Origin of the sequence: Achromobacter sp. JD417, assembly GCF_041879325.1 — a bacterium.
Taxonomy (GTDB): domain Bacteria; phylum Pseudomonadota; class Gammaproteobacteria; order Burkholderiales; family Burkholderiaceae_B; genus Achromobacter; species Achromobacter mucicolens.
Map to the genome: position 1 here is coordinate 670,778 of NZ_CP087159.1, position 25,236 is coordinate 696,013.

Annotated in this window: 25 protein-coding genes; 16 read left to right on the top strand and 9 right to left on the bottom strand. The window is 65.8% G+C overall.

Annotation, left to right across the window (positions count from 1 at the left end):
• The first annotated feature begins 1 nt into the window (after window position 1).
• A complete protein-coding gene (locus LN047_RS02990) occupies window positions 2-451 on the top strand; it encodes an Lrp/AsnC family transcriptional regulator (RefSeq protein ID WP_008159001.1) in 450 nt (149 codons plus the stop codon).
• 63 nt (window positions 452-514) lie between these two features.
• Here LN047_RS02990 and LN047_RS02995 read toward each other — a convergent pair whose 3' ends face one another.
• Together LN047_RS02995 and LN047_RS03000 are read right to left on the bottom strand one after the other, a co-directional pair.
• Window positions 515-1,480 (bottom strand): tripartite tricarboxylate transporter substrate binding protein, encoded by a 966-nt coding sequence (locus tag LN047_RS02995; protein ID WP_226848001.1) that lies wholly within the window; start codon window positions 1,478-1,480, stop codon window positions 515-517.
• A gap of 66 nt (window positions 1,481-1,546) precedes the next feature.
• Window positions 1,547-2,386: an alpha/beta hydrolase gene (locus tag LN047_RS03000; protein ID WP_373981137.1), complete on the bottom strand. Its 840-nt coding sequence runs from the start codon at window positions 2,384-2,386 to the stop codon at window positions 1,547-1,549.
• 84 nt (window positions 2,387-2,470) lie between these two features.
• On the opposite strand from LN047_RS03000, the gene LN047_RS03005 reads away from it, so the two are divergent.
• From LN047_RS03005 to LN047_RS03015, 3 genes are all read left to right on the top strand, one after another.
• Complete coding sequence (locus tag LN047_RS03005; protein WP_056327821.1) at window positions 2,471-3,355, top strand: LysR family transcriptional regulator; 885 nt, start codon at window positions 2,471-2,473, stop codon at window positions 3,353-3,355.
• Between the two features lie 204 nt (window positions 3,356-3,559).
• Window positions 3,560-4,066 carry a hypothetical protein gene (locus LN047_RS03010; RefSeq protein ID WP_056327822.1) on the top strand — a complete coding sequence of 169 codons (507 nt, stop codon included), beginning with the start codon at window positions 3,560-3,562 and terminating at the stop codon, window positions 4,064-4,066.
• Window positions 4,067-4,164: 98 nt separating this feature from the next.
• Window positions 4,165-5,364, top strand: coding sequence for an MFS transporter (locus LN047_RS03015; RefSeq protein ID WP_373981138.1), 1,200 nt, complete (start codon window positions 4,165-4,167; stop codon window positions 5,362-5,364).
• Between the two features lie 123 nt (window positions 5,365-5,487).
• Here the strand turns inward: LN047_RS03015 and gltX are convergent, their stop codons facing one another.
• On the bottom strand, window positions 5,488-6,894 hold the full coding sequence (gene gltX / locus LN047_RS03020; protein WP_373981139.1) for a glutamate--tRNA ligase: 1,407 nt from the start codon (window positions 6,892-6,894) through the stop codon (window positions 5,488-5,490).
• Window positions 6,895-7,028: 134 nt separating this feature from the next.
• On the opposite strand from gltX, the gene LN047_RS03025 reads away from it, so the two are divergent.
• The gene (locus LN047_RS03025; RefSeq protein WP_373981140.1) at window positions 7,029-9,470 is read left to right on the top strand and encodes a GNAT family N-acetyltransferase; all 2,442 of its coding nucleotides are present in this window, start codon (window positions 7,029-7,031) and stop codon (window positions 9,468-9,470) included.
• A gap of 22 nt (window positions 9,471-9,492) precedes the next feature.
• Here the strand turns inward: LN047_RS03025 and LN047_RS03030 are convergent, their stop codons facing one another.
• From LN047_RS03030 to yjgA, 6 genes are all read right to left on the bottom strand, one after another.
• Window positions 9,493-10,185 carry an isochorismatase family protein gene (locus tag LN047_RS03030; RefSeq protein ID WP_373981141.1) on the bottom strand — a complete coding sequence of 231 codons (693 nt, stop codon included), beginning with the start codon at window positions 10,183-10,185 and terminating at the stop codon, window positions 9,493-9,495.
• 9 nt (window positions 10,186-10,194) lie between these two features.
• Window positions 10,195-11,031, bottom strand: a complete 837-nt coding sequence (locus LN047_RS03035; RefSeq protein WP_056327827.1) for an ABC transporter permease — start codon at window positions 11,029-11,031, stop codon at window positions 10,195-10,197.
• A 3-nt stretch (window positions 11,032-11,034) separates the two neighbouring features.
• On the bottom strand, window positions 11,035-11,850 hold the full coding sequence (locus LN047_RS03040; RefSeq protein WP_056327928.1) for an ABC transporter ATP-binding protein: 816 nt from the start codon (window positions 11,848-11,850) through the stop codon (window positions 11,035-11,037).
• The gene (locus LN047_RS03045) at window positions 11,850-12,854 is read right to left on the bottom strand and encodes an ABC transporter substrate-binding protein (protein WP_373981142.1); all 1,005 of its coding nucleotides are present in this window, start codon (window positions 12,852-12,854) and stop codon (window positions 11,850-11,852) included. Before LN047_RS03045 ends, LN047_RS03040 begins: the two co-directional genes overlap by 1 nt.
• Before the next feature lie 367 nt (window positions 12,855-13,221).
• The gene (locus LN047_RS03050; protein ID WP_056327829.1) at window positions 13,222-13,896 is read right to left on the bottom strand and encodes an alpha/beta hydrolase; all 675 of its coding nucleotides are present in this window, start codon (window positions 13,894-13,896) and stop codon (window positions 13,222-13,224) included.
• Between the two features lie 17 nt (window positions 13,897-13,913).
• Window positions 13,914-14,465: a ribosome biogenesis factor YjgA gene (yjgA, locus tag LN047_RS03055; RefSeq protein ID WP_056327830.1), complete on the bottom strand. Its 552-nt coding sequence runs from the start codon at window positions 14,463-14,465 to the stop codon at window positions 13,914-13,916.
• A gap of 58 nt (window positions 14,466-14,523) precedes the next feature.
• Between yjgA and pmbA the strand changes: the two genes are divergently transcribed.
• The 11 genes from pmbA to LN047_RS03110 all read left to right on the top strand — a co-directional run bounded on the left by pmbA (window position 14,524) and on the right by LN047_RS03110 (window position 25,226).
• A complete protein-coding gene (pmbA, locus tag LN047_RS03060) occupies window positions 14,524-15,888 on the top strand; it encodes a metalloprotease PmbA (protein WP_056327831.1) in 1,365 nt (454 codons plus the stop codon).
• Window positions 15,889-16,052: 164 nt separating this feature from the next.
• The gene (locus tag LN047_RS03065) at window positions 16,053-17,147 is read left to right on the top strand and encodes a twin-arginine translocation signal domain-containing protein (RefSeq protein ID WP_334168240.1); all 1,095 of its coding nucleotides are present in this window, start codon (window positions 16,053-16,055) and stop codon (window positions 17,145-17,147) included.
• A 255-nt stretch (window positions 17,148-17,402) separates the two neighbouring features.
• Complete coding sequence (locus tag LN047_RS03070) at window positions 17,403-18,557, top strand: ABC transporter substrate-binding protein (protein WP_056327833.1); 1,155 nt, start codon at window positions 17,403-17,405, stop codon at window positions 18,555-18,557.
• A 168-nt stretch (window positions 18,558-18,725) separates the two neighbouring features.
• Window positions 18,726-19,607 (top strand): branched-chain amino acid ABC transporter permease, encoded by an 882-nt coding sequence (locus tag LN047_RS03075; RefSeq protein ID WP_056327834.1) that lies wholly within the window; start codon window positions 18,726-18,728, stop codon window positions 19,605-19,607.
• Between the two features lie 3 nt (window positions 19,608-19,610).
• Window positions 19,611-20,486, top strand: a complete 876-nt coding sequence (locus LN047_RS03080; protein WP_056327835.1) for a branched-chain amino acid ABC transporter permease — start codon at window positions 19,611-19,613, stop codon at window positions 20,484-20,486.
• The gene (locus LN047_RS03085; RefSeq protein ID WP_056327836.1) at window positions 20,479-21,267 is read left to right on the top strand and encodes an ABC transporter ATP-binding protein; all 789 of its coding nucleotides are present in this window, start codon (window positions 20,479-20,481) and stop codon (window positions 21,265-21,267) included. The genes LN047_RS03080 and LN047_RS03085 overlap by 8 nt, the downstream gene beginning before the upstream one ends.
• A gap of 55 nt (window positions 21,268-21,322) precedes the next feature.
• Entirely contained in the window at window positions 21,323-22,033 is a 711-nt protein-coding gene (locus LN047_RS03090) for an ABC transporter ATP-binding protein (protein WP_056327837.1), read from the top strand.
• Between the two features lie 310 nt (window positions 22,034-22,343).
• Window positions 22,344-22,772 carry a 50S ribosomal protein L13 gene (gene rplM, locus LN047_RS03095; RefSeq protein ID WP_008163100.1) on the top strand — a complete coding sequence of 143 codons (429 nt, stop codon included), beginning with the start codon at window positions 22,344-22,346 and terminating at the stop codon, window positions 22,770-22,772.
• A gap of 9 nt (window positions 22,773-22,781) precedes the next feature.
• A complete protein-coding gene (gene rpsI / locus LN047_RS03100; RefSeq protein WP_008163098.1) occupies window positions 22,782-23,174 on the top strand; it encodes a 30S ribosomal protein S9 in 393 nt (130 codons plus the stop codon).
• 198 nt (window positions 23,175-23,372) lie between these two features.
• A complete protein-coding gene (gene argC, locus LN047_RS03105) occupies window positions 23,373-24,437 on the top strand; it encodes an N-acetyl-gamma-glutamyl-phosphate reductase (protein ID WP_056327838.1) in 1,065 nt (354 codons plus the stop codon).
• A 42-nt stretch (window positions 24,438-24,479) separates the two neighbouring features.
• Entirely contained in the window at window positions 24,480-25,226 is a 747-nt protein-coding gene (locus LN047_RS03110) for a DUF6776 family protein (RefSeq protein ID WP_056327839.1), read from the top strand.
• Window positions 25,227-25,236 lie beyond the last annotated feature (10 nt).

Consider the following 25,236-nt stretch of genomic DNA (forward strand, 5'->3'; position numbering starts at 1 on the left):
AATGGACAAGACCGATATCGGCATCCTCAAGGCGCTGCAGGAAGATGGCCGCGCCTCTGCGCAGCAGCTTTCCGAGAAGGTGGGGCTGTCCGCCGCGCCGGTGTGGCGGCGCGTGAAGGCGATGGAGGCGAGCGGGGTGATCCAGGGCTACAGCGCCCAGGTCGACCGCAGCAAGGTGGGGCTGGGCTGCATGTTTGCGCAGATCAGCCTGGAGCGGCATTCGGCCAACACGGTCGAGAACTTCGAGCGGTCGGTGCGCGACGCCCCGGAAATCCTGGAGTGTTATGCCGTGACCGGCGATTCGGACTTCCTGTTGAAGATCCTGGTGGAAAGCCCGGAAGCCTACGACCGCTTCCTGCACCGGTTCCTGTTCAACATGCCGGGCATCCGGCAGACGCGCACCATTGTGGCGCTGCGTGAAATCAAGCACGAGCAGCGGCTGCCGCTGTAGAAAGGCGCGCCTTCTCTATATAGATATAGAGAAAGGGCGCGCCGCCGTGCGCAAGGGCCAGGTTTATTGGGGCTGGATGCCGGCGATCCGGATCCATTCCTTCCAGCGGGCCGTGTCTTCCTTCACGAACGCATCAAAGCGCGCCACGTCCATCGCTTCCGGCGTCAATCCCAAGGCGCGCAGCTTGCGCGCCGTGGCGTCGTCCTGCACCGCGGCCTGCAGGTAGGCGTTCATTTTGGCGACGATCTCCGGCGGCGTGCGGGCGGGCGCCGACAGCCCCAGCCAACCCGCCACGACGAAGTCAGGATAGTAGGTGGCCATGGTCGGCACGCTGGGCCAGGCATCATGCTGCCGGGCGCCGGTCACGGCGATGGGGACGAGACCCTTGCCGTCGATTTGGCCCATGGCGGTCAGGTAATCCACGAACGCGAAGCCGATCTGCTTGCCGCGCAGGTCGGTGATGATCTGCGTGATGTTCTTGTACGCCGCCCCGGTGATGTTGATGCCGGCCCGCTGCTTGAAGAGTTCGGACGGCACTTGGGAGGACGAACTGTAATAGCCGAAGAAGACGTCGCCCGGATGTTTCTTGGCGTACTCGACCAATTCGGGCACGGTCCGGTACGGGCTGTCCGGCGAGACGACGCCCACCGTGCCGAACGTGCCCAGCATGCCGACCTGCACGAAATCCTTTTGCGCGTCGTACGGCAGCGTCTTGTACAGGAACTGATTGGCCGAATGCGTGGAGTTCGTGGACAAGAGGAACGTGTAGCCGTCGGGCGCGGCGCTTTTGCTGGCGTTGGTGCCCACGATGCCGCCGGCGCCGGGGCGATCCTCCACGATCACTGTCTGCCCGGTCTTCTCGCCCAAGTACTGCGCGAAGGTGCGGGCGGTCAGGTCGGCCGCGCCGCCCGCCGCGGAGGGCACGATGATCGTCACGGGCTTATCGGGCCAGCCGGCGGCGTGCGAGGCCGCGGCCCACAGCAGGCAGGCGCCGGCGAGCGCCGGACGCAGCAAGCGGGAAATGGTCATGTCTCTGTCTCCTGAGTGCGCCTGGGCGCGTCGTTATCGTTGTGGTCGTCGTTGTCTTGCGGGGGCTCAGCCAAATTGCTTGCGATGCCAGTCCAGGATGGCGCCGGCGCTGATCTGCCAATGGTCTGCGTACATCATGCAGTGCGGTTGTCCGGCAAGCAGGGCATGCGAAAAGCCGTAGCGGCGCGCAATGGCTTGGTCCTGTCCCGGTGGATGGCGGTCATGCGTGTCCAGGCCCGCTTCCAGGCAGAGGCCGGGCGCGCGGATCGATGCCGCGCCGATGGCCACGCGCAGCAGGTATCGGTCGTTCAGGACCTGGGGGCTTTCCGCGCACAGCCGCCGCGCCACCGCGCGAACGTCCCGGTCCGGTGTGGTCGCCAGAAAACGTGAGCGGATTTCCGCCTCGCCGGGGGCGGTGCGCGGCGCGTCCTCGGGCACGGCAGGCAAGGCCAGCGCACCGGGCAGATCGCCTGGCGGCGAGGGCGCCAGCAGCACGACGCCAGCCACGGGCCGCCGGCTGGCGGCCAGCAGCGCCGGCAACGCGCCCATGCTGTGGCCCACGACAACGGTCGGCGCATCCAGCGCATCCAGTGCGCTGACGACGTCCTGGCCCAGGTCCTCAATGGTGACGTTCGGAAATCCGGCGTCTTGCGGCAGGTCGCCGTGGCCGCGCATGTCCAGCGCCGCGCACGCCAGACCGGCGGCCGCGAAGTAATCCAGATAGTGCGCGTAGCACCAGGCGCCGTGGTAGGCGCCCGGCACGAACAACAGGCCGGGCCGGCCGTCTTGCGGGACGGCGCCGATGCGCAGGCGGCCATGCCCCGCATCGCGCACGGGCAGCCGATCGGCCACGCCAAAGTCCAGCGGGTCCGTGGCGGGGGAAGAGATAAGGTTGGCGGTAGGCATATTGCGGCCATCTTAAGAGGCGGCCTATGATCAGAAAACTTTATTTTTCATATGGATTGATAAGTTCTACTAATCCGCCGCCCCATGCGCCCGCTTCCCGATCTCTCCATTTCCCATTACCGGCATTTTTTGCTGGTCGCCGAGCTGGGCAGCTTTCGCGCCGCAGCCGTCCGGGCTTTCCGATCCCAACCCGCGTTGTCCCTGTCGATCCGGGAAATGGAACAACGCCTGGGACAGCCGCTGTTCGAGCCCGGCAACCGCGGCACGCTGACGCGCTTCGGGCAAGACTGCCTGCCCTTGGCGCGTGAACTGGTTGACCACCACGACCGGGTCGCCGGCGCCTTGTCGGGGCTGGCCAACAATGGCGCCGGCAGCTTGACGATGGCGTCCGTTGCGTCCGCCGCCACGCACTGGCTGCCCGAACTGGTGGCCGCCTACCGGGCGCAGTATCCCGCGGTGTCGCTGCGCCTGTTCGACGACAACTCCGAGGGGGTCGAGCGCATGGTGCTGGCGGGCGAGGTCGAACTGGGCGTGTGCAGCACCGTGTCGCGCGACCGCCGCCTGTCGTTCGAACCGCTGATGCGCGACGCCTTTGGCCTGGTCTGCCATCGCGGCCATCCGCTGGCTGGCCGCAAGTCCGTGACGTGGCGCGAGATCGCCGACCTGCCATTGGTGGGCACCATTGCGCACCGCCAGCTTGCCGGTCATCCGCAGGCGGCGTTCATGCTGGACCGGCAGGTGTTCGTCTCCAACATGATGTCGCTGCTGGCCATGCTGGAGCGCGGCGTGGGCGTGACGGTGCTGGCCCGCCTGGGCGTGCCGCCGGATTCGCCGGGACTGGCGTTTGTGCCCTTGTCGCGGCCGCGCATCGAACGCGAGCTGGGCATTGCCCGTCTGGCCGGCAGAAGCCTGTCTCCGGCCGCCGCGCGCATGGAGGAAATGCTGCGCGAGAAGGCGCGTCGCGGGTGAGCCGCTGTCGCTAGAAACCAACGCATTTTTGCGGATTCCGCGCGGATTCCGGGCGCGTCCGCACCCGCACTGTTGCGCATTTGCACACGGCGCGGATCGTCGTTGATTCTTCCCTGACGCCTATTTAGAGTGCGTGAAGTCCGCTGCGCCTGGGACGGGCCGGTGTGATCGGCGCGGCGCGTCGGCGGACGTCTTGAGGAAGTCATGAGCAGTGTGTTTTTGCGTACGGCAGGCATTGCCTGCGCCATCGTGATCCTGGCCGGTTGCGCCGCCAGGAAGCCAGCCGCCATCACCGAGGCCCAACCCGCTGAACCGCCCAAGCCGGTGGCCTGCACGCCCGCCAAGACCGGCGACCCGATGATCGGCACCTGGTTGTCCAATTCGCGTCCGCGCGATGTGGCGGGCGACATGCAGTCGCTGATCGTGCTGTCCGCCGACGGCACCATGTCCTACGAATCTCTGCTCAAGATCGGCCGCAAGACTCGCCCCGCGCTGCGCGAGACGGGCTGCTGGAGCGTGGCGGACGGCGTCTACACGATGCGCACCACGAAGTCGGCGGGCGAGCCGGTGGATCCCACCGATCCGATCTATCTGAATCGCTACCGCGTCGAGAAGGTCGAGCAGTCCAAGCTGTCGCTGCGCGAACTGAAGTCGGGCGGCATGCTGCTGACCGCGCGCCGCATGCCCGCGGGTTACCGTCTGGCCTACTGACCGTTGCGCCGGGCGGACATTTCGCCCGGCGGTCAAGCCAAGCGGGCCAGGCTGCGGTAAGGTGCGGGCTTCGACTTTCGCCCCGCAGCCGGTTTTCCATGCCCGCCCTGTCCTCCGAAGCACGCGCGATCGCGCTGCTCGCGTTGGCCGCCTTCGTCAGCGCCAGCGCCTTCCGAATCTGTGATCCCATGCTGCCGCAACTGGCGGCGGAATTCGGCACCACCACCGGTCAGGCCGCGCGCGCCGTCACGGCCTTTGCCGTGGCCTATGGCGTGCTGCAGATGTTCTTCGGTCCGGTGGGCGACCGCTACGGCAAGTACCGCGTCGTCAGCGTGGCGACCGTGGCGTGTGCGCTGGGCAGCGCCGGCGCCGTCATGGCCGAAACGCTCGACATGCTGGTCTTTTGCCGCGCCTTGTCCGGCGCGGCCGGCGCGGGCATCGTGCCCCTGTCCATGGCCTGGATCGGCGACAACGTTCCCTATGAACGCCGGCAGGCGACGCTGGCGCGCTTTCTGACCGGCACCATCCTCGGCATGTCGGCCGGCCAGCTTGCGGGCGGGCTCTTTGCCGATACCGTCGGCTGGCGGTGGGCCTTTGCCGCGCTTGTGGCGGGATATCTGATCGTGGGGGTGCTGCTGCATCTGGAAGTGCGGCGTCAGCGGGCGGCCGGCTTTGCGCAGGTCGATCCCAGCGCGCCTCGGCAAGGCTTCGTCGCGCAGGCGCGGCTGGTGCTGGGCGCACCGTGGGCGCGCGTGGTGCTGGCGACGGTGTTCATCGAAGGGCTGCTGGTGTTCGGCGCGCTGGCCTTTGCTCCCTCGTACCTGCATGAGCGATTCGATATCTCGCTGACGGCCGCGGGCGCGCTGGTCGCCGTGTATGCGGTGGGCGGACTGATCTATACGGTTGTCGCGGGCCGCATCCTGAAACGGCTGGGCGAGCGCGGCCTTGCCGTCGCGGGCGGGCTGGTGCTGGGCGTGGCGTTCCTGTCGTACTGGCTGGGACCGGTCTGGATATGGAGCCTGGCGGCCAGCGTGCTGGCGGGCTTCGGCTATTACCTGCTGCACGCGACGCTGCAGACGAACGCAACGCAGATGGTGCCGTCCGCGCGCGGCACGGCGGTGGCATGGTTTGCCTCGTGCCTTTTCATGGGGCAGGCGGCGGGCGTGGCGCTGGCAGGGGCCGTGGTGGACGAGATCGGCGCGGCCGCGCTGTTCGGCGGTTCGGCCGTGCTGCTGCCGCTGCTGGGGGCGTTCTTTGCCCGGGCGCTGAAGGCGAGGGCCGCGATGCAGCGGGCGTGAACGGCGTTGGCGTCACGCCGGATTGAAAACACCAGGGCGGCAGGCTTATGCAGGTGTCAGACACCCCGCCGAGACCGCGGCGGGTTCGGGGCGTCAGCTCTCGAGGGTGTCAGACACCCGGGTTTAAATCGCCGACAGCCGCTTGAGCACCGTTTCCTTGCCCAGCAGCGCCAGCACCGCATCCACCGCAGGCGTCTGCGTCTGGCCGGTGACGGCCACGCGCAGCGGGATGGCCAGTTGCGGCATCTTCAGGCCGCGGTCGGCCAGCACGCCCTTGATGAGCGCGGACAGCGCTTCGCGCGTCCAATCCGCATCCTTGGCGCGCTGCGCGAAGTCGGCCAGCGCTTCGCGGGCGGGGGCGGTCAGGTGCTGCTCGGCCAGGTCGGCCGGCGCGCCCTTGAATTCGCCGCAGAACAGCATGGCGCCGTCGGCCAGCTGCTCCAGCGTTTCGGCGCGGTCCTTCAAGAGACCCATGACGCCCGGCAGGTCGATCTTTTCGGGGTAGCCGCCGCGGGCCGCGACGCGCGTGGCCACGCGCTCTGCCAGTTCGGCGTTGTCCATCTGCTTGATGTAGTGGGCGTTGACCCAGTTCAGCTTCTTGGGATCCCACTGCGAGGCGGACTTGGACAGGTGCTTGGTGTCGAACCAGGACACCAGCTGGTCGCGCGAGAAGAGTTCGTCGTCGCCGTGGCTCCAGCCCAGGCGGGCCAGGTAGTTGATCATGGCCTCGGGCAGGTAGCCCTCGTTGTCGTACTCCATGACGTTGACCGCGCCGTGGCGCTTGGACAGCTTTTCGCCGTCCGGGCCCAGGATCATCGGCACGTGGCCGTATTCGGGCAGCGTGGCGCCCAGCGCGCGCAGGATGTTGATCTGGCGGGGCGTGTTGTTGACGTGGTCATCGCCGCGCAGCACGTGCGTGATGCCCATGTCCCAGTCGTCGACCACGACGCAGAAATTGTAGGTGGGCGTGCCGTCGGGGCGCGCGATGATCAGGTCGTCGAGCTCGGTGTTGTCGAAGCTGATCGTGCCCTTGACCATGTCGTTCCAGGACGTGGCGCCGTCCTGGGGGTTCTTGAAGCGCACCACCGGCTTGCGGCCTTCGGGGATGGCGGGCAGCGTCTTGCCCGGTTCCGGGCGCCAGGTGCCGTCATAGCGCGGTTTGTCGCCGCGGGCGCGGGCGGCCTCGCGCATGGCTTCGACTTCCTCGGGCGAGCTGTAGCAGTGGTAGGCGGTGCCGGCGGCCAGCATCTGGGCGACAACTTCGCGGTACCGGTCCATGCGCTGCATCTGGTAGAACGGGCCCTCGTCCGGCTGCATGCCCAGCCATTCCATGCTGTCCAGGATGGCCTGCACCGCTTCCGGCGTGGACCGCTCGACGTCCGTGTCCTCGATGCGCAGCACGAAAGTGCCCTTGTGATGGCGCGCGAAGGCCCAGGAGAACAGCGCGGTGCGCGCGCCGCCCAAATGCAGGAAACCGGTGGGCGAAGGCGCGAAGCGGGTGCGAATGGGAGTAGAGGCGTTGGAAGTCATAGGTGGCAGTGTTAGCGGCTGCGGCGCCACAAAGCGGCGTCGGGCAGTGTCCTCATCAAGCGGACAGCGGGCTTGTCTTGATACGATGAACGCTATTTTAGATTAGTGTGAACAGGCCCTGGCCCGACCTCCCCATGTTGAGACACGCTCTTGCGCCCATGTTCGAACCCGGCTCGCTGGTGATCGTGGCCGACCGGCCCCTGCCCGCGGCAAGTTCCCTGTCTCCCGTCCTGAAGGCGAAGACCACGGTCGTCACGGTCGAACCCGGCGCGGCACCCGACCTGCCGGACAGGCTGGAAGGCCTGGCTGCGGGCGACCGTCCTGATCTGGCCCTGGTTTGCGTCTCGCCCGCCGTGCTGCCGGAAACCTTGCGCCGGCTGGCGCCGCTGTCGCCCCGCGCGGTCATTCTGCTGCCCCACGAACTGCCCGACCCGTACCCGCGCGGCACGCTGGCGCTGTGCCGCGCCTGGGCCGAGGAAAACCACTGCGAACTCCTCGGGCCGCGGTCCTTCGGCGCGCAGCGGCCGCACGCGGGCCTGAATTTCAGCCAGCACCCGGTGCTGGCGCGCGCCGGCCGCGTGGCGCTGGTGGCGCAGTCGCGCTCGATCATGGCCGCCGTCATGGACTGGGCCGAGGACGTGCATATCGGCTTTTCCACCGCCGTGTCGCTGGGCGACGAGGCCGTGGTGGGCCTGCCCAAGCTGCTGGACTACCTGGCCAGCGATCCTCGCACCGACAGCATCGTTCTCTACCTTGAAGACGTCGGACCCGCGCGCGAATTCATGAGCACGCTGCGGGCCGCGGCCAGCATCAAGCCGGTCATCGTGCTCAAGGCAGGGCGCTCGGACGCCGACAGCAGCGATGCCATCTTCGACGCGGCGCTGCGCCGGGCCGGCGCCGTGCGCGTGCGCTACTTCGTGCAGCTGTTCTCGGCCGTGAAGGTGCTGGGCTACACGCGCCGCCCCAAGGGCCGCCGCGTTGCACTGATCTCCAACGGCAGCGGGCCTCCGCAGCTCGCCATGGACCTGATCGGCCCGGACGCCGCCGTGCTGCGCGCGGACCTCGCGCCCGCCACGCAGCGCGCGCTGGCCGACATGCTGGAGCCCGATGCCGCCATCGCCAACCCCGTCATCACCTACCTGCCCATGACGCCCGAGCGCATTCGCGCCATGCTCGACGTTGTCCTGGACGACACGGGCGTGGACGGCGTGCTGGTGCTGCTGGCGCCCGACGCCCTGGCCGACATGCCCGCCGTCGCGCGCGAACTGGCGCAGATTGCCCCGTCGGCCAAGAAGCCGGTGGTGACCTGTTTCATGGGCGATGCGGGCATGCGGCCCTTGCGGCGCATGCTGGACGATGCCGGCACGTCGGCATTCCGTACGCCCGAATCGGCCGCCGATGCCTTCGGCGTGCTGGCCTCGCACCACTACAACCAGCAGTTGCTGCTGCAGACGCAGCCGCCCGAACCCGCGAGCCACGTGCCCGACCTGACGGCCGCCCGCGAGATCCTTGCGCGGATGCGCGCCGAATGCCGGCGCGAGCTGAACACGTCTGAGATCCGCACCTTGCTGGCGCTGTTCTACGTGCCGCTCAGCGAATTCTCTGCCGATGCGGCGCGCGGCGAAGCGGAATCCCGCCCCATGGCGATCCGGGTGCGGCGCGATCCGAAGTTCGGCCCCGTCATCCGGTTTGGCGCGGGCGGGCCGGACGCGGTGCTGTCGCTGGCCGATCGCGGCATGGACCTGCCGCCGCTCAACGGCTACCTGGCGCGCCAGCTCATCGAGCGCAGCCGGCTGTGGCGCCGCGTGCTGGCGCCGCGGGTCGGCCACATGGCCGCCGAGGCGCTGCAGCAGGCGCTGGTGCTGGTGTCCGAGCTGGTGTCCGAACTTCCCGATATCGAAACGCTCGACATCGATCCCCTCTACGCAGGCGAAACCCACCTGCGCGCGGGCGGCCTGCGCATGACGCTGACCGAGACGCCCGGCTGCGCCTCGCCGCAGACCACCGGCTATCCGCACATGGCGATCCACCCGTATCCGGCCCGGCTGGTGCAGGTGCGCCGATTTGCAGACGGCATTCCGTGGGTGTTGCGCCCCATCCGTCCCGAAGACGGCGAGGCGTTGCAGGAATTCATCCGCGGCCTGTCGGAGCGCTCGCGCTACATGCGGTTCGTGTCGATGATGCGTGAACTGACGCCGCGCATGGTGTCGCGCTACACCCAGGTGGACTACCACCGCGAACTCGCGCTGGTGGCGGCCACGCAGGTGCCCAATCCCGCTAATCGCGGCCATCCGCGCGAGGTGCTGGTGGGCTTTGCGCACTACCTGCGCAATCCCGATGGCCGCGGCGCGGAATACGCGCTGGTGATCGGCGACGACTGGCAGCGGCGCGGGTTGGGGCGTCAGCTCATGACGGCGCTGATCGACGCCGCGCGCGAGCAGGGGCTGGAATACATCGACGGCCTGGTGCTGTCGACGAACCGGCCCATGCTGGCGCTGATGACCAGCCTGGGCTTTACCAACGATCCCGACCCCGAGGATCCGACCATGCGCCGGGTCTGGCTGAACCTGGCTTAAGGCCCGCGGCCGCCGGAACGGTTCAGGCGGTCTTGCGGGACGGCTGCGCGGGCGTCAACCGCGCGGCCGCCTCGTCCACCGACAGCACGTCGCCGAAGAACAGCATCCACCCGTGCAGGGCGTTCTCGTGCTCGGCCGGCGTCACGGCCGCCAGCGCGTCGTCCACCATGATGGTCCGGAAGTCCCGCATCATCGCATCGCGCGCGGTAGATTCGCAGCAGACGTTGGTGACCGTGCCGGCGATCAGCAGGGTGTCCACGCCCAGGCCGCGCAGCACCGGCTCCAGCTCGGACGAGCCCGGGGCCATCGCACTATAGAAGCGCTTGACGATCCGCAGGTCGCTGGCCTGCGCATGCAGGTCCGGGTGCAGCGCAAATCCGGGCGAGTCGCGGCGCAGCGTCTCCAGGCGGCGGGCGCTGCGTTCGGGCGTCAGCATCACGCCGTGGTGATGCGACCAGAACACATCCGCGTTGTCCGAGGCCGTCTGCACCCACACCACCACGCCGCCCGCGTCGCGCACCGCGCTGCAAAGGCGGTTGATGGGGCCGATGATTTCCCGCGCCGGGGCGCATTCGCCCTGGTAGCCGGGCAGCAGGAAGTACTGCTGCATGTCGATCACGACCACCGCCGTGCGCGCGGCCGGCAGCTCGTCATACGGATGCAGGCAGCCCTGGCGGGCCACGACGCGATCCTTCACCCATTGGGGGAATTGCATGCTGCCTCCTTAGCCGTAGCGCCGCGCCACGGCGGACTCGACGCGGTAGATGATGAGGTACATGACGCTGGAGATCAGCGCCAGCATCACGATGGCGGTCATGACGATGTTCAGCTTGAACACCTGGCTGCCGTTCATGATGAGAAAGCCCAGCCCCGAATCCGCCGACTGGAATTCGCCCACGATGACACCCACCAGCGCAAGACCGATGTTCATCTTCACCGCCGCGATCAGCGTCGGCACGCTGCCTGGCAGCACGACCTTGGTCAGCACCTGCCAGCGGCTGGCGCCAAAGGTGTGGGCAAGCTTGACCTTGTTCAGGTCGATGCCGCGGAACCCCGCATACACCACCATGATGGTCACGAACACCGCAATGGCGACCGCCATGCCGTACACCGCATAGTCTGACCCCAGCCACAGGTAGAAGATGGGCACGAACGCGATCTTGGGCATGGCGTTGGCCACCACCAGGAAGGGGTCGAGCACTTTGTAGAGAAACTCGGACCACCACAGCGCGGCCGCCACCACGATCCCGATGACCATGCTCAGCACAAAGCCCACCAGCGTGGCCGACAGCGTCGTCATGATGTGCTTGCCCAGGCTGCCGTGATTCCACAGTTCGATGAAGGTGGGCCACAGCGCGCTGGGATAGCTGGTGAGCAGCGGATTGACGATGTGCATGCGCGGCAGGATTTCCCATGCGCACAGAAAAACGACCAGGAGCAGCGCCTGGGCCACACGGATGTTTCGGCGGCGCGCGCGGTCGCGGCGCAGGTAGTTCAGGTACTTTTCGCTGGGGCCGGGCACGGCGCGCAGCGGGACGGTATTGGCAATCGGCGCGTTCATGGCTCAGCCCTCCACATGGACGTCCAGCTCGTCCCAGAGCTGTTTGAAGTAGGTGTTGAATTCCGGCCGCGAACGCGCCTGGAACGGGGTAGGGCGGACCTGGCCGTCGCCGTAGTGGATGCGGTACTGGCTCTTGAGCCGCCCTGGCCGGCGCGACAGCACGATCACCCGATCGGTCATGGCGATGGCTTCGCCGATGTCGTGCGTCACCAGCACCACCGTCTTGCCCTCGCGGCGCAGGATGTCCACGACTTCGTCGGAGATGGCCAGACGGGTCTGCGAGTCCAGCGCCGAGAACGGTTCGTCCAAGAGGATCACGTCGGGCTCGGTGACCAGCGTGCGCGCCAGCGCCGCGCGCTGGCGCATCCCGCCCGAGAGCTGCCGCGGCGTGTGCGACAGGAACGCGCCCAGACCGCATTTTTCAAGCAGGTGCACGGCGCGCGCCTCGCTGCGCGCGTCGCGCCGCCCCTGAATCTCGGCGCCCAGCATCACGTTGTCCAGGATGGTGCGCCACTCGAACAGGTAGTCCTGCTGCAACATGTAGCCGATGCGCGCGTTCGGCTTGGTCACCGCCTGCCCGTCGACCAGCACCGCGCCCGAGGTCGGGGGAATCAGGCCCGCAATCAGCGACAGCAGCGTGCTCTTGCCACAGCCGCTTTGGCCGATCAGGCTGACGAACTCGCCCGGCGCCAGGCTGAACGACACGTTGGACAGCGCTTCGGTCTCGCCTTCCGGCGTGAAGTACGACAGACAGACGTCGCGCAGTTCGATCTTGGCCGTGGCGGGCGCCGGCTTGAGGTTGTGGATGGCGGCTCCCATCATTGGGCCTTCTTGGCAAAGTCGGCGATCACCACGTCCTCGTACTTCACGCGTGCGCTGTCCTTCATGACCGCGCTGGCGATCAGCATGTCCTGAAGCTGCGTCATCGCCTGCGCCGTCACGAGCGGCGTGGTCTTCCAGATCTGATATTGCTTGTAGCGCTCGATCGCCTCGGTCACCGCGGCCTGATCCATGCCGGGAAAGAAGGTCATGATCTGCGTGGCCAGCGTGGCCGCGGGCGTGTCCTTCACGTACTTCTCGGCGCGCGCCACCACGTCGGTCCAGGCCTGGATGACCTTGGGGTTGTCGCGGATGTACTTGTCGGTGGCGGTGAACACCGTGTAGTCCACCTGGCCCACCTCATGTCCCACGGACGCGACGATGTGTCCCTTGCCGTTGCGCACCAGCTCGCCGGCCTCGGGCTCCAGGAAGATGCCGTATTCACCCTGGCCCGCCATCCAGGCGCCGGCGCGCGCGGGGATGCCGATGTTGTTGAGCAGCTTCACGTCCTTTTGCGGATCCAGGCCATGCTTGCGCAGCGCGGTTTCCAGGAACACGATGGGATTCGATCCGGGGCGAAAGCCGATGACCTCCTTGCCCTTGAGCATGGACCAGTCGAACTTGTCGACCGGCTTGCGCGCCAGCAGGAAGAAGCCATCGGTGGCGGTGAGGCCGGCGAAGATCTTCGGTTTGACAGGCGATTCGCTGTTCTGCACGTAGATGGACGCCTCGGGCCCGATCAGCACGATGTCCGCGCTGCCCGACAACAGGGCGGTCATGCCCTTGTCGGTGCCTTGCGACGTCTTCATGGACACGTCCAGGCCGGCGTCCTTGAAGTAGCCCTGCGACAGCGCGACGTACTTGGGCACGTACAGGATGGATCGCACCACCTCTTCGTATCGCACCTTCACGGGGGGATTGAGGGCTTCGGCCTGAGCGGCCAAAGGGGCAAGCAGCGCGAGCAGCGCCGCGCCTGCCAGGCGGGGCAAGGGCGAGGTCTTCACGGGACTTTCTCCTGCGTCTTGAATGCCACGCCGACAATCGGCGCGACACGGCCAATGGGATGGATCGACTACAACAACAGGGAAGCCCGAACAGTGCACGCCCGGGCCGGTGAGGCTTGGATCGAATACTATATTCAAGACAAGCAGGCGACAAGCGTTTTGCGATTGGCGTTTTTCTCTATGGACGTACGCCGTCGCTGCCCCGAAAATTCGAGGCTGGAATACCAGTTGGTATACAGAATAAGATTTTGAGCCGCTGAGGCGGGCTCATTCCATCGTAGGCGGGGGCAAGCTTGACGCCCATCGGCCAGGAACACGGGCCGCGCGCGGCGCGCCGCCCGCCATCGTCCCTAGTCTGCCCGTCGCATCACACCAGGACTTCGTTCAGGAAGGCCGAAATGTCGGCCACTTCCTCGGCGCAGACCGAGTGCGGCATCGGGTACGTGTGCCAGCGCACGTCGTAACCCAGCCGCTTGAGTTCGGCCAACGACGCTTCGGCACGCGCCAGCGACACGACCGGGTCGTACTGGCCGTGGGCCATGAAGATGGGCGTGGCGTCGTTGGCGGGCTGGCGCTCGGCCTCGGCGCTGTCCACCAGCGGCAGATAACCCGACAACGCCATCATGCCCGCCAGCTTTTCTTTCAGCCGCAGGCCGGTGTGCAGGGTCATGGCGCTGCCCTGTGAAAAACCCGCCAGCACGATGTTGGACGTGGGAATGCCACGCGCGTTTTCGCGCGCGATCAGCTTGTGGATGGCCGCTTCCGAGGCGCGGATGCCGCGGCCGTCTTCCACCCGCACCAGGTCCATCACCAGGATGTCGTACCAGGACCGCATCGCCATGCCGTTGTTGATCGTCACGCGCTGCACGGGCGCGTTCGGGAACACGAAGCGCACGCCAAGTCCGGCGGGCAACTGCAGCTCCGGCACGATGGGCGCAAAATCGTTGCCGTCGGCGCCCAGTCCGTGCAGCCAGATCACGGCGTGCGTGGGGTTGGGGGCGGTTTCGATCTCGATGCAGTCGAGCAGGTCGGTTGCGGTCATGGATGGGCCGTAGGCAATTAGAGGGTGAGCGTCTTGAGGGCCTGGAACAGCGCGCGGTAATGCTTCTTTTGCGGCTCCTGGCCCTGCAACAGCGAGGCGTTGGCCAGCTTTTCCTTGCGGGCGGCCCGGATCAGCGTGCGCAGTTGCTGCACGTCGGCCTGAGGATTGTTGTTCAGCAGACGCGTGAAGGCGTCGTCGTCATCCAGCAGACGGTCGCGCAGCGTTTCCAGCCGGTGCATGGCGGCCGTTTCCTCGCGGGAGCCGTTCTCCCAGACGTCGAGTTGCTTGCGAATGACGTCGGCTGGCGCGTCGCGCATCAGCTTGCCGACGAAGTGGACCTGGCGCCGCAGGCCTTCGCGGCCGGTGGTGCGTTGCGCCATGCGGATCGCTTCGTACAGGCGCTCTTCGAGCGGCAGCTGCTTCAGACGTTCGGGCGACAGCGCGATCAATTGCTTGCCCAGGTCCAGCAGGGCGTGCATTTCACGCTTGACCTGGGACTTGCTGGGACGGTCGTAGCCGTTCTCGTCGTAACCGTCGTCGACGGAATCTTCTTGGGGATGGGAATTCATGGAAAACTGCGCAATGACAGACTTGGCTATGATAACCGTCTCTGCAAATTGGACTGCAATGGTTAAAACCTCCTCATCCTTGCCGCTGGCGGCGAATCACGCGCGTTTTTCCGAACTTGTCGAGCAAACCCTGGCCTACGCGCGCCAGATCGGCGCTTCCGACGCCGCCGCGGAAGTCTCGGAAAGCCTGGGACTGTCCGTCTCGGTACGCAAGAACGACATCGAAACCGTTGAGCAAACCCGCGACCGGGCGCTGGACCTGACGGTCTACGCCGGCCAGAGCCGCGGTTCGGCCTCGACGTCCGACTTCTCCGAGGCCGCGCTGCGCCAGACGGTCGAAGCCGCCTGGCACATTGCTCGCCACACCGCTGCCGACCCGGCCGCCGGCCTGCCCGATGCCGACCAGCTGGCCACCGAATTCCCCGACCTGGACCTGCATCGCGCCTGGACCGTTTCCACCGAGGAAGCGGCCGAACTGGCGCTGCGCGCCGAGCGCGCCGCCCGCGAGGTCGATTCGCGCATCACCAATACCGACGGCGCCACCGTCGGCACGTACGAAGGCCAGTTCGTGATGGGCAACACGCGCGGCTTTCTGGGCGGCTATCCGTATTCGCGCCACAGCCTGTCCGTGGCGCCCATCGCGGGTCGCGGCAACGGCATGCAGCGCGACTACTGGTATTCGTCCGAACGCGATCCGGCCAAGCTGGCCTCGCCCGAGGCCATCGGCCGCTATGCCGCCGAACGCACGCTGTCGCGCCTGTCGGCCCGCCGCGTGCGCACCGGCAAGTTCCCGGTATTGTTCGAGGCGCCGCTGGCGCTGGGCCTGGTCGGCGCGCTGACGCAGGCCGTCAACGGCGGGGCGCTGTACCGCAAGGCGAGCTTCCTGGTCGATTCGCTGGGCAAGCCGCTCTTTCCCAAGCACATCAACCTGGTCGAGGATCCGCACATCCGCGGCGCCATGGGCAGCTCGCCGTTCGACGACGAAGGCGTGCGCACGCGCCGCCGCAACGTGGTCTCGGCCGGCGTGCTGGAAGGCTATTTCCTGTCGTCCTACACCGCGCGCAAGCTGGGCATGACCACCACCGGCAACGCCGGCGGTTCGCACAACCTGGTCTTCAGCTCCACGCAGACCCAGCGCGGCGACGATTTCGAAGCCATGCTGAAAAAGCTGGGCACCGGCTTTCTCGTCACCGAGCTGATCGGGCAGGGCGTCAACTACGTGACGGGCGATTACTCGCGCGGCGCTTTCGGCTATTGGGTCGAAAACGGCCAGATCCAGCACGCGGTTCAGGAAGTCACCATCGCCGGCAACCTGGCCGACATGTTCCAGCAGATCGTCGCGGTGGGCGCCGACACGATCTCGCGCGGCACCAAGACCACCGGTTCCATCCTCATCGAACAGATGGCCATTGCCGGCACCTGATCGCGCCCGCCGGCGGCGCGCCGTGCGCCGCCGGCCCCTGTTTTGCGCGCTTTGCAATCCCTTGCCTTTCCGGGATTTCCTCTAGCCGTTCCTGTGTTCGCCAGCGTGTAATATCCGGCGGGTATTGCTCGAAGTCCCGGGTGTTGCTGTATAGGAGCAAAGTGATGCAACGACGTTCATTCCTGAAGCGCGCCAGTCTGGGCGCCGTCGCCGGCGCTGCCGTCAGCTCGCCCGCGTTCGCCCAGGACATGCCCTCGATCAGCTGGCGCCTGTCCTCGGGCTTTCCCAGCGCGCTGGACCTGCGCGTCGGCGCGGCCGAGAGCTTCTGCAAGTTCGTCGCCGAATCCACCGCGGGCAAGTTCAACATCCGCCACTTCCCGGACGGCGAAGTTGTTGCTGCCGCCGACCTGATGGAAGCGGTCTCCACCAAAAAGGTGGAATGCGGCCACGTGTCCTCGCGCCGCTACCATGCCAAGAATCCCGCGTTCAGCTTCGATGCGGCCGTGCCGTTCGGCCTGAACGCGCGCCAGATGAACGCCTGGATGAGCGAGGGCGAGGGCCTGCGCCTGACGCGCGAACTCTTCAAGCCCGAAAAGATCATCAACTTTCCCCTGGGCAATACCGGCGCCCAGATGGGCGGCTGGTATATCAAGGAAATCAAGCGCGAAGGCGACCTGAAAGACCTGAAGATGCGGGTGGACGGCCTGGCGGGGGAGGTGCTGTCCCGGCTTGGCGTGGCGCCCCAGCAGGTTGAGCTCGCCGCCCTGGCGCAGGCCTTTGAAAAAGAGGGGCTGCAGGCGGTGGCCGGGGCAGGCGCCTACGAGGACGCCAAGCTCGGATTGAATAAAGTAGCTAAGTATTACTACGCACCCGGCTGGTGGGCGGGCGGCGAACAGCTCTCGCTCTACATCAACGACGAAGCCTGGAATCAGTTGCCCAAACATTATCAATCGGTGGTGCAGTCCGCGGCGCTGGCCGCGCACACTGCCGCGACGGCGCGTTATGACGCGCTCAATCCGCAGGCGCTGGCTCAACTGACGGCCAACGGCGCGCAAGTGCGGGCTTTTCCCCGGTCCATCATGGACGCCGCGTTCGAGGCCTCGCAACAGGTCTACAAGGACTTAAGCGCCAAAGACCCCAGATTCAAGGCATTGCACGATAGTTACATGGGCTTTCGCGACAGCGAGATGCCGTGGTTTCGCCTGACCGAGGGCGCGTTCGGCCAGTATCTGGGCGTGGCGTTGTCGGGCAGGAGTTAGGAGGGAAGCCGGTGCCGAATGGCATTCGGCGAGTTTCAGGGTTTGTGCTAGTAACCACACGTTTTTTACAAAAAAATGGGCGGTTTTGAGGCTTTTGTTGAACGGCATTCGAGTTTCGGCCTGATACAAAGGAGTAATATCCCGGGTCTTGACGCGCATACATGCGGCCTTTAGGCGGCATCGACGTCAATCCGGCAGGATTACATCAGCCCGGATTACCAATATTCCGAGACAGACTTTAAGGTGGTAACAACCATGCAATCCAAGACCAAAAAGCTGCTGGCCGCGCTGATCGCCGCCGGTATCGTCCCGGCCGCCCACGCAGCCGACATCAAGCTGGGCGTGGCTGAAGCCCTGTCCGGCGGCGCCGCCCAGTACGGCGTGTCGATCCGCAACGGTTTCCAGCTCGCGGCTGACCAAATCAACGCGGCCGGTGGCATCAACGGCAACAAGATCGTGCTGGTGATCGAAGACGAGCAAGGCAAGAAAGAAGAAGCCATCAACGTCTTCAAGAAGCTGATCTTCAAGGACAACGTCCTGATGGTCTTCGGTCCCACCCTGTCGAACTCCGCCCAGGCCGCCGACCCGGTCGCCCAGGCCGCCAAGACGGTCGTCTTCGGCACCTCCAACACCGCCGACGGCATCACCTCCATCGGCAACTACGTGTTCCGCAACTCGGTCACCGAAGCCGACGTGCTGCCCGCCACCATCTCCACCGTCAAGGCCAAGACTGGCCTGAAGAACGTGGCGGTGCTCTACGGCAACGACGACGTCTTCACCAAGAGCGGCTACGACAACTTCAAGAAGGCCCTGGAAGACCAGAAGATCCCGGTCACGACGACCGAAACGTTCGCCAAGGGCGACGTGGACTTCAAGGCCCAGCTCACCAAGATCAAGGGCACCAACCCCGACGCCATCGTGCTGTCCGCACTGCTGGCCGAAGGCGCCCCGATCATGGTCCAGGCCCGCCAGCTCGGCCTGAACGTGCCCGTCATCGGCGGCAACGGCATGAACTCGGTCAAGATTTTCGACCTGGCCCCCGGCGGCGCGTCGAACAATCTGTGGATCGGCAGCCCGTGGTCGATCGAAAACAAGTCCCCCGAGAACACCAAGTTCATCGACGCCTACAAGGCCAAGTTCACGAATGCCCCCGACCAGTTCGCGGCGCAGTCGTATGACGCCATGTACATCGTCGCCCAGGCCCTGAAGAACACCAAGCTCACCGGCGAACTGCCCAAGGATCGCGCTGCCCTGCGCGACGCCCTGCCGTCCGTGACCTGGACCGGCGCCACCGGCCCGTTCAAGTTCCGCCAGGCCAATGATCGCGCCGGCAAGCCGGCCGGTTACGACGCCGACCAGGCGCCGATCGTCAGCGTGACCAAGGACGGCAAGTACGTCATCGAGAAGTAAGCAGTACGCATCCCCGCGCGGGGGGATGCGCCTTGCGGATGGCCTCCCGGCCGTCTGCAAGGCGCTTTTTATCGCAGGGCCTCACCAAGTAGAAGGCTTCCCCGGAAGCACACCAGACCTCGCTGTGGGCACGGCGAGGCGGCCCTATCAGATTTGGAAAGTCCCATCATGTTCGAACAACAATTCGTCAATGCCTTGTCGCTGGGCTGTGTGTATGCACTGTTCGCGCTGGGCTTCACGCTGATCTTCGGCGTGCTCGGGGTGATCAACCTGGCGCATGGCGCCGTCTTCATGGTTGGCGCCTACGCAGCATTGGTCGTGGTCGAGCAATTCAGCCTGCCCTTGTGGGCCGCGCTGATGGTTGCGTTCTTCGTCGCCGGCTTCACCGGGGTCATCATCGACTACCTGGTGCTCAAGCCGCTGCGCAAGCGCAACGCACCCCACCTGATTCCCATGATCGCCACCATCGGTGTCGGCATCATCCTGAACAACGGCGCCCAAAGCATCTTTGGCGCCAGCAATCTGCGCTTCCCGCACGGCACCGTGCCCGAGGAAGTCATCGAAGTCGCCGGCCTGCACCTGACCGTCATCGAACTGGGGATCATCTTCCTGTCGTTCGCGCTGATGGCCGTGCTGATGTTCGTGATGCGCCGCACGCAGTTCGGCCGCGCGCTGCGCGCCATCGCCGAATCGCCCAAGGCCGCCTGGCTGCTGGGCATCAACGTCGAAAAGCTGTTCATCACCACCTCGTTCGCCGCGGCCGCCCTGGGCGGCGTGGCCGGCGTGCTGATCGGCCTGTACTCGAACGCGCTGTTCCCGCTGATGGGCCAGCCGATGCTGCACAAGGGCATCGCGGTCATCATCCTGGGCGGCATGGGCGACATCCGCGGCGCCATGCTGGGCGGTCTCTTCCTGGGCTTCGCCGAGGTGCTGTCCGTCGCTTACATCGGCTCCACCATGCGCGACGCGGTGGCTTTCGGCCTGCTGTTCCTGATCCTGCTGGTCCGCCCGCAAGGTCTGTTCGGCAAAGTGGTTCAACGCAAGGCTTAAGGTATGAGCGGATTCGAAAATTTCTGGGCCATCTACGGCAACCTGGTGCTGACGCTTGGCACCAATGCACTCTTGGCCCTCTCCATCTGGCTGACGCTGGCCTGCGGCATGCTTGCCATGGCCAACGCCGCCTTCATGGGCATCGGGGCCTACACGGCCGCGCTGCTCACCATGAATTACGATGCGCCCTTCGCAGTGGCACTGGCGGGCGGCATGGCCGCCCCGGCGCTGGTCGCGGCCCTGATCGGCCTGCCGACGCTGCGGTTGTCGGGGGTCTATCTGGCGATGGCCACGCTGGGCTTCGGTGAAGTGGTCCGCGTGACCATCCTGAACACCGAGTCCATCACCGGCGGCGCGCTGGGCCTGAACGGCATTCCCCAGCTCACGCAGTGGTGGCATGTGCTGCTGGCCGTGATCATCGTGCTGTTCGTGCTGTGGCGCGTGCGGGCCTCCAAGATCGGCCGTTCCTTCGACGCCATTCGGGGCGACGAGACCGCCGCCGGCATGATGGGCATCGACGTGCGCGCCAACAAGATGCTGGCCTTCGTGGCTGGCGCGGTGATCGCCGGTCTGGCTGGCGCGCTGAATGCGCACCTGACGTTCTTCATCGGTCCCAACGAATACGGCTTCGACCGCGGCGTCGAAATCCTGACGATGGCGATCCTGGGCGGCATCGGCGGCCTGGCCGGCCCCGTGCTGGGCAGCTTCATCATTACGACGCTGCCCGAATTGCTGCGCGGATTTGCGGATCTGCGCCTGATCGCGAATGGAGTGATCCTGGTGGTGATTGTGTTGTTCCTGCCGCAAGGCATCTGGGATCCGGCGCGCTTCAAGCGCTGGATGCGTCAAAGCCGCCAGGGAGGAAAGCGCCATGCTTGAGCTCTCCTCCGTCTCCAAGAGCTTTGGCGGCCTGCATGTGCTGCATGACGTCAGCCTGTCGGTGCCCGAAGGCGCCATCTTCGGCCTGATCGGCCCGAACGGCGCCGGCAAGACCACGGTGTTCAACCTGATCACCGGACTGCTCCCGCCGAGCGGCGGCTCCATCACCTTCCAGGGCGAGAGCGTGCTGCGCAAGAAGCCGCACAGCATCACCCGCATGGGCATCGCCCGCACGTTCCAGAACATCCGTCTCTTCAAGGAGATGACGCTGCTGGAAAACGTCGTCGTGGGCGCCTACCGCCACATGAACTACGGTTTCCCCAGCCTGCTGCTGGGCCTGCCGGGTTACCGCGAACACGAGCAGCGCGCCCGCGAACGCGCGCACGAGCTGCTGACTTGGATGCGCCTGGACCACAAGGCCAACGATCTGGCCGACAACCTGTCCTACGGCGAGCAGCGCCGCCTGGAGCTGGCGCGCGCGCTGGCCACCGAGCCCAAGCTGCTGCTCCTGGACGAGCCCGTCGCCGGCATGAACACCGGCGAACGCGCCGAACTGATGCGCGAGATCCTGGCCATTCGCGACCGCGGCTACACCATCCTCATGATCGAGCACGACATGCGCTTCGTCATGGGCCTGTGCGAACGCATCGCGGTGCTGAACTTCGGCAAGATCATCGCGTGCGGCGGTCCCGAGGACATCCGCAACAACGAACAGGTCATCGAGGCCTACCTGGGCCGCGAAGACGACGAAGACACCGAACAAGCGGAGGCCGCCCGATGAGTCGCCGGGCCGCTCCCAAGACGAATACCGCAGCGCGACGCGCGGAGGCTACACAATGAGCGCCATGCTGGAAGTCCGCGGGCTCGAGGTCAACTACGGCCACATCGAAGCCGTGCGCGGCATCGACCTGGACCTGAACGCCAACGAAATCACCGCCCTGGTCGGCGCCAACGGCGCCGGCAAGTCGACGACGCTGCTTGCGCTCTCGGGCCTGTTGCCCAAGGCGCGCGGCCGCATCCTCTTCGAGGGCGAAGACGTCACCAACCTTGCGCCGAACCAGCTGGTCGCGCGCGGCATCGTGCAGGTGCCCGAAGGCCGGGCCATCCTGACCACCATGACGGTGCTGGAAAACCTGGAACTCGGCGCCTATCGCCGCGGCCTGAAGAACGTCGCGTCCGATCTGGAATACGTGTTCAACCTGTTTCCGCGCCTGAAAGAGCGGATCAGCGGCATGGCCGGCAACCTGTCCGGCGGCGAGCAGCAGATGCTGGCCATCGGCCGCGCCCTGATGGCCAAGCCGCGTCTGCTGCTGCTGGACGAGCCCTCGATGGGCTTGGCGCCGATCGTCGTGCAGGAAATCTTCCGGTCGCTGCGCGCCATCAACGCCGACGGCCTCACGCTGTTCCTCGTCGAACAGAACGTGCGCCAGGCGCTCAAGATTGCCCAGCAAGGCTACGTGCTTGAAAACGGCGCCATGGCGCTGACGGGCACCGGCCGCGAACTGCTCGGCCACCCGCGCGTCTTGGAAGCCTACCTGGGCGCCTGACGGGCAGGGGGGGGGGGGCGGCATGCGTCCCCTGATGAATTTTGCGGCGGCCGTCCTGGGATGGCCGCTGCGAATCGCCTGAATTCTGTCCGCTTGCCCATTTTTTGAGCAGCCGTGTTAGAATTTCAGGCTTTCCCTCATTTTGACCTTTGCACGGGCGGATTCATAACGCTTAGGCGGGGGGCGATAAGGGCTGGAATTTGTACCTTAAGGGCTGCAACCCGAAGGGCTGCAAATTTTGGCCTAGTCTGGGAAAGAACACTGGCTGGATGTTCCGGCCAGAGCAAATTTTTTATTCTTAGGAACCATCATGAAGACCTTTGTGGCCAAGCCGCATGAAGTCCAACGTGACTGGTTTGTGATCGACGCCAAGGGCAAAGTCCTCGGTCGTGTGGCCAGCGAAGTCGCACGTCGTCTGCGTGGCAAGCACAAACCTGAATTCACGCCTCACGTTGATACCGGTGACTACATCGTCATCATCAACGCGTCCGATATCGTTGTTACCGGCGCCAAGGCGAAAGACAAGAAGTACTTCCGCCACACGACGTACCCGGGCGGTATCCGTGAAACGAACTTCGAGAAAATGCAAGAGCGTTTTCCCGGCCGTGCCATTCAGAAGGCCGTCAAGGGCATGCTGCCCAAGGGTCCTCTGGGCTACGCCATGATCAAGAAGCTGAAGGTCTATGCCGGTGCCGAGCACCCGCACACCGCCCAGCAGCCCAAGACGCTGGATATCTAAGGAAACGCCATGATCGGTAACTGGAATTACGGAACCGGCCGTCGCAAAACTTCGGTGGCTCGCGTTTTCATCAAGAAGGGCACTGGCAAGATCGTCGTCAACGGCAAGCCCGTCGACGAGTTCTTCGCTCGTGAAACCGGCCGCATGGTCGTGCGCCAGCCGCTGGAACTGACCGGCCACCTGGAATCGTTTGACATCAAGGTCAACGTGCACGGCGGCGGCGAAACCGGCCAAGCCGGCGCCATCCGTCACGGCATCACGCGTGCCCTGATCGATTACGACGCCACGCTGAAGCCCTCGCTGTCGCAAGCTGGCTTCGTGACCCGCGATGCCCGTGAAGTCGAACGTAAGAAGGTCGGCTTCCGCAAGGCGCGTCGTCGCAAGCAGTTCAGCAAGCGTTAATGCCCTGCAAAAAGCCCGCTTCGGCGGGCTTTTTGTTTTTGGGCCGGCAATGCAATGTCATCGCCGGCCCCGCGCGCGGAACTCCGCGCCACGCGTTCGGTCGGAAAATGGTTTGCAGTGGCAATTCCAGCACGCCTGCCGCATTACCCGTATTCCCGAGCGATACAATCGTTATTCGTTCTCCGAAGAGCATTCATCATGGCCCAAGCATCGAACACTCGCATCAAGGTTGGTATCGTCGGCGGCACCGGATACACCGGTGTCGAACTGCTGCGCTTGCTGTCGCAGCATCCCAACGTGGAATTGACTGCCATCACGTCCCGCAAGGAAGACGGCCTGCCCGTCGCCGACATGTACCCGAACCTGCGCGGCCGTGTGAAGCTTGCATTCTCGGCCCCGGAAAAGGCTTCGCTGACTGACTGCGACGTCGTCTTCTTCGCCACGCCCCACGGCGTGGCCATGGCGCAGGCGCAAGAGCTCATCGCCGCCGGCACCCGCGTCATCGACCTGGCCGCCGATTTCCGCCTGCAGGACATCCCCACGTTCGAACGCTGGTACAAGATTCCCCACACCTGCCCGGACATCCTGGCCGAGTCGCAATACGGCCTGGTCGAACTGAACCGCGAAGCCATCTCCAAGGCGCGCGTCATCGGCAACCCCGGCTGCTATCCCACCACGGTGCTGCTGGGCCTGGCGCCGCTGCTTGAAGGCGGCAAGGCGCTGGTCGATACGCAAACGCTGATCGCCGACTGCAAGTCGGGTGTGTCCGGCGCCGGCCGCAAGGCAGAGGTGGGCTCGCTGTTCTCGGAAGCGTCCGACAACTTCAAGGCCTACGGCGTGGCCGGCCATCGCCACCACCCCGAAATCACCGCCCAGCTGGAAAAGCTGGCCGGCGGCAAGGTGGGCCTGACGTTCGTGCCGCATCTGGTGCCGATGATCCGCGGCATGTTCTCCACTATTTACGCCCGCATCCAACCCGAGGCGCGCGACACCGACTTCCAAGCCCTGTTCGAAGCGCGCTACGCCGATGAACCGTTCGTGGACGTCATGCCTGCCGGCAGCCATCCCGAAACGCGCTCGGTGCGCGGGTCCAACAACCTGCGCATCGCGCTCAGCCGCCCGGGCAACGGCGACCTGCTGATCGTCATGGTGGTGCAGGACAATCTGGTCAAGGGCGCCGCCGGTCAGGCCGTGCAGAACATGAACCTCATGTTCGGCATCCCCGAAACGATGGGCCTGGACCAGGTCGCCATCCTGCCGTAACGCCAAGGCGGCCCGTTTGTCGGGCCGCCAATATTGCTCTTTATGCCCGCAGATCCCGCCGCCCGTTCCCCATCGCGAAGTCACGGCGCAGTCGTGCGCCTGTGCGCGATGCTGCTGCTGGGCGTGCTGGTGGGCGGGATCGCCGGGTTCTTTCACGCGCGCCAGCTCTATCGTCCGCAGGACGCCGTGGTCATCAGCGTCCAGCAGGCCGAGGCGCAGGACGAGGCCATGCGTCAGCAGGCCACGCAACTGCGCTACATTCGCGGCCAGCTCGATAAGGCCGATGGCGAACTCGTCATCGAGCGATCGGCCCGCCAAGAACTCGAAACCCAGCTTCACGCCGCCCAAGCCGAACTCGGCCGCGTGCGTGACCAGCTTGCCTTCTATGAACAGCTGCTGCCGCCCGGCCCTGAGGGCTCCGTGGACATTCGCAGCATGCAGATCGACCGCGAGGGCGGCGGCCTGCGGTACAAGGTCCTGCTGATGCGCAGTGGCCGCAATGGCGGTACGCCCTTTGCGGGCGCGCTGCGATTTCAAGCCACCGGCGTGCTCAAGGGCGAAACCGTCACGGTGGACCTGGCGCCCATGCAGCTCAAGGCCGAGACCGGCCCCGTCACGGCCACCGGAGAAAACCTGACCGCCGCGTCGCTCGCCCTGCAGTTCGACCAGTATCAGCGCAGTCAGGGCATCCTGGCCGTGCCTGACGGATTTGTCCCCGAAAGCGTGACTGTCAGCGTCCTCGAGGGGGAAACCGTCCGCGCTTCGCGCAGTGTCAAGCTTGAACTTTGAGTCTGGTCAA

Coding starts and splice junctions, on each gene's coding strand:
- LN047_RS02990 (WP_008159001.1), top strand. CDS start 2: ATGGACAAGACCGATATCGGCATCCTCAAGGCGCTGCAGGAAGATGGC.
- LN047_RS02995 (WP_226848001.1), bottom strand. CDS start 1,480: ATGACCATTTCCCGCTTGCTGCGTCCGGCGCTCGCCGGCGCCTGCCTG.
- LN047_RS03000 (WP_373981137.1), bottom strand. CDS start 2,386: ATGCCTACCGCCAACCTTATCTCTTCCCCCGCCACGGACCCGCTGGAC.
- LN047_RS03005 (WP_056327821.1), top strand. CDS start 2,471: ATGCGCCCGCTTCCCGATCTCTCCATTTCCCATTACCGGCATTTTTTG.
- LN047_RS03010 (WP_056327822.1), top strand. CDS start 3,560: ATGAGCAGTGTGTTTTTGCGTACGGCAGGCATTGCCTGCGCCATCGTG.
- LN047_RS03015 (WP_373981138.1), top strand. CDS start 4,165: ATGCCCGCCCTGTCCTCCGAAGCACGCGCGATCGCGCTGCTCGCGTTG.
- gltX (WP_373981139.1), bottom strand. CDS start 6,894: ATGACTTCCAACGCCTCTACTCCCATTCGCACCCGCTTCGCGCCTTCG.
- LN047_RS03025 (WP_373981140.1), top strand. CDS start 7,029: ATGTTGAGACACGCTCTTGCGCCCATGTTCGAACCCGGCTCGCTGGTG.
- LN047_RS03030 (WP_373981141.1), bottom strand. CDS start 10,185: ATGCAATTCCCCCAATGGGTGAAGGATCGCGTCGTGGCCCGCCAGGGC.
- LN047_RS03035 (WP_056327827.1), bottom strand. CDS start 11,031: ATGAACGCGCCGATTGCCAATACCGTCCCGCTGCGCGCCGTGCCCGGC.
- LN047_RS03040 (WP_056327928.1), bottom strand. CDS start 11,850: ATGGGAGCCGCCATCCACAACCTCAAGCCGGCGCCCGCCACGGCCAAG.
- LN047_RS03050 (WP_056327829.1), bottom strand. CDS start 13,896: ATGACCGCAACCGACCTGCTCGACTGCATCGAGATCGAAACCGCCCCC.
- yjgA (WP_056327830.1), bottom strand. CDS start 14,465: ATGAATTCCCATCCCCAAGAAGATTCCGTCGACGACGGTTACGACGAG.
- pmbA (WP_056327831.1), top strand. CDS start 14,524: ATGGTTAAAACCTCCTCATCCTTGCCGCTGGCGGCGAATCACGCGCGT.
- LN047_RS03065 (WP_334168240.1), top strand. CDS start 16,053: ATGCAACGACGTTCATTCCTGAAGCGCGCCAGTCTGGGCGCCGTCGCC.
- LN047_RS03070 (WP_056327833.1), top strand. CDS start 17,403: ATGCAATCCAAGACCAAAAAGCTGCTGGCCGCGCTGATCGCCGCCGGT.
- LN047_RS03075 (WP_056327834.1), top strand. CDS start 18,726: ATGTTCGAACAACAATTCGTCAATGCCTTGTCGCTGGGCTGTGTGTAT.
- LN047_RS03080 (WP_056327835.1), top strand. CDS start 19,611: ATGAGCGGATTCGAAAATTTCTGGGCCATCTACGGCAACCTGGTGCTG.
- LN047_RS03085 (WP_056327836.1), top strand. CDS start 20,479: ATGCTTGAGCTCTCCTCCGTCTCCAAGAGCTTTGGCGGCCTGCATGTG.
- LN047_RS03090 (WP_056327837.1), top strand. CDS start 21,323: ATGAGCGCCATGCTGGAAGTCCGCGGGCTCGAGGTCAACTACGGCCAC.
- rplM (WP_008163100.1), top strand. CDS start 22,344: ATGAAGACCTTTGTGGCCAAGCCGCATGAAGTCCAACGTGACTGGTTT.
- rpsI (WP_008163098.1), top strand. CDS start 22,782: ATGATCGGTAACTGGAATTACGGAACCGGCCGTCGCAAAACTTCGGTG.
- argC (WP_056327838.1), top strand. CDS start 23,373: ATGGCCCAAGCATCGAACACTCGCATCAAGGTTGGTATCGTCGGCGGC.
- LN047_RS03110 (WP_056327839.1), top strand. CDS start 24,480: ATGCCCGCAGATCCCGCCGCCCGTTCCCCATCGCGAAGTCACGGCGCA.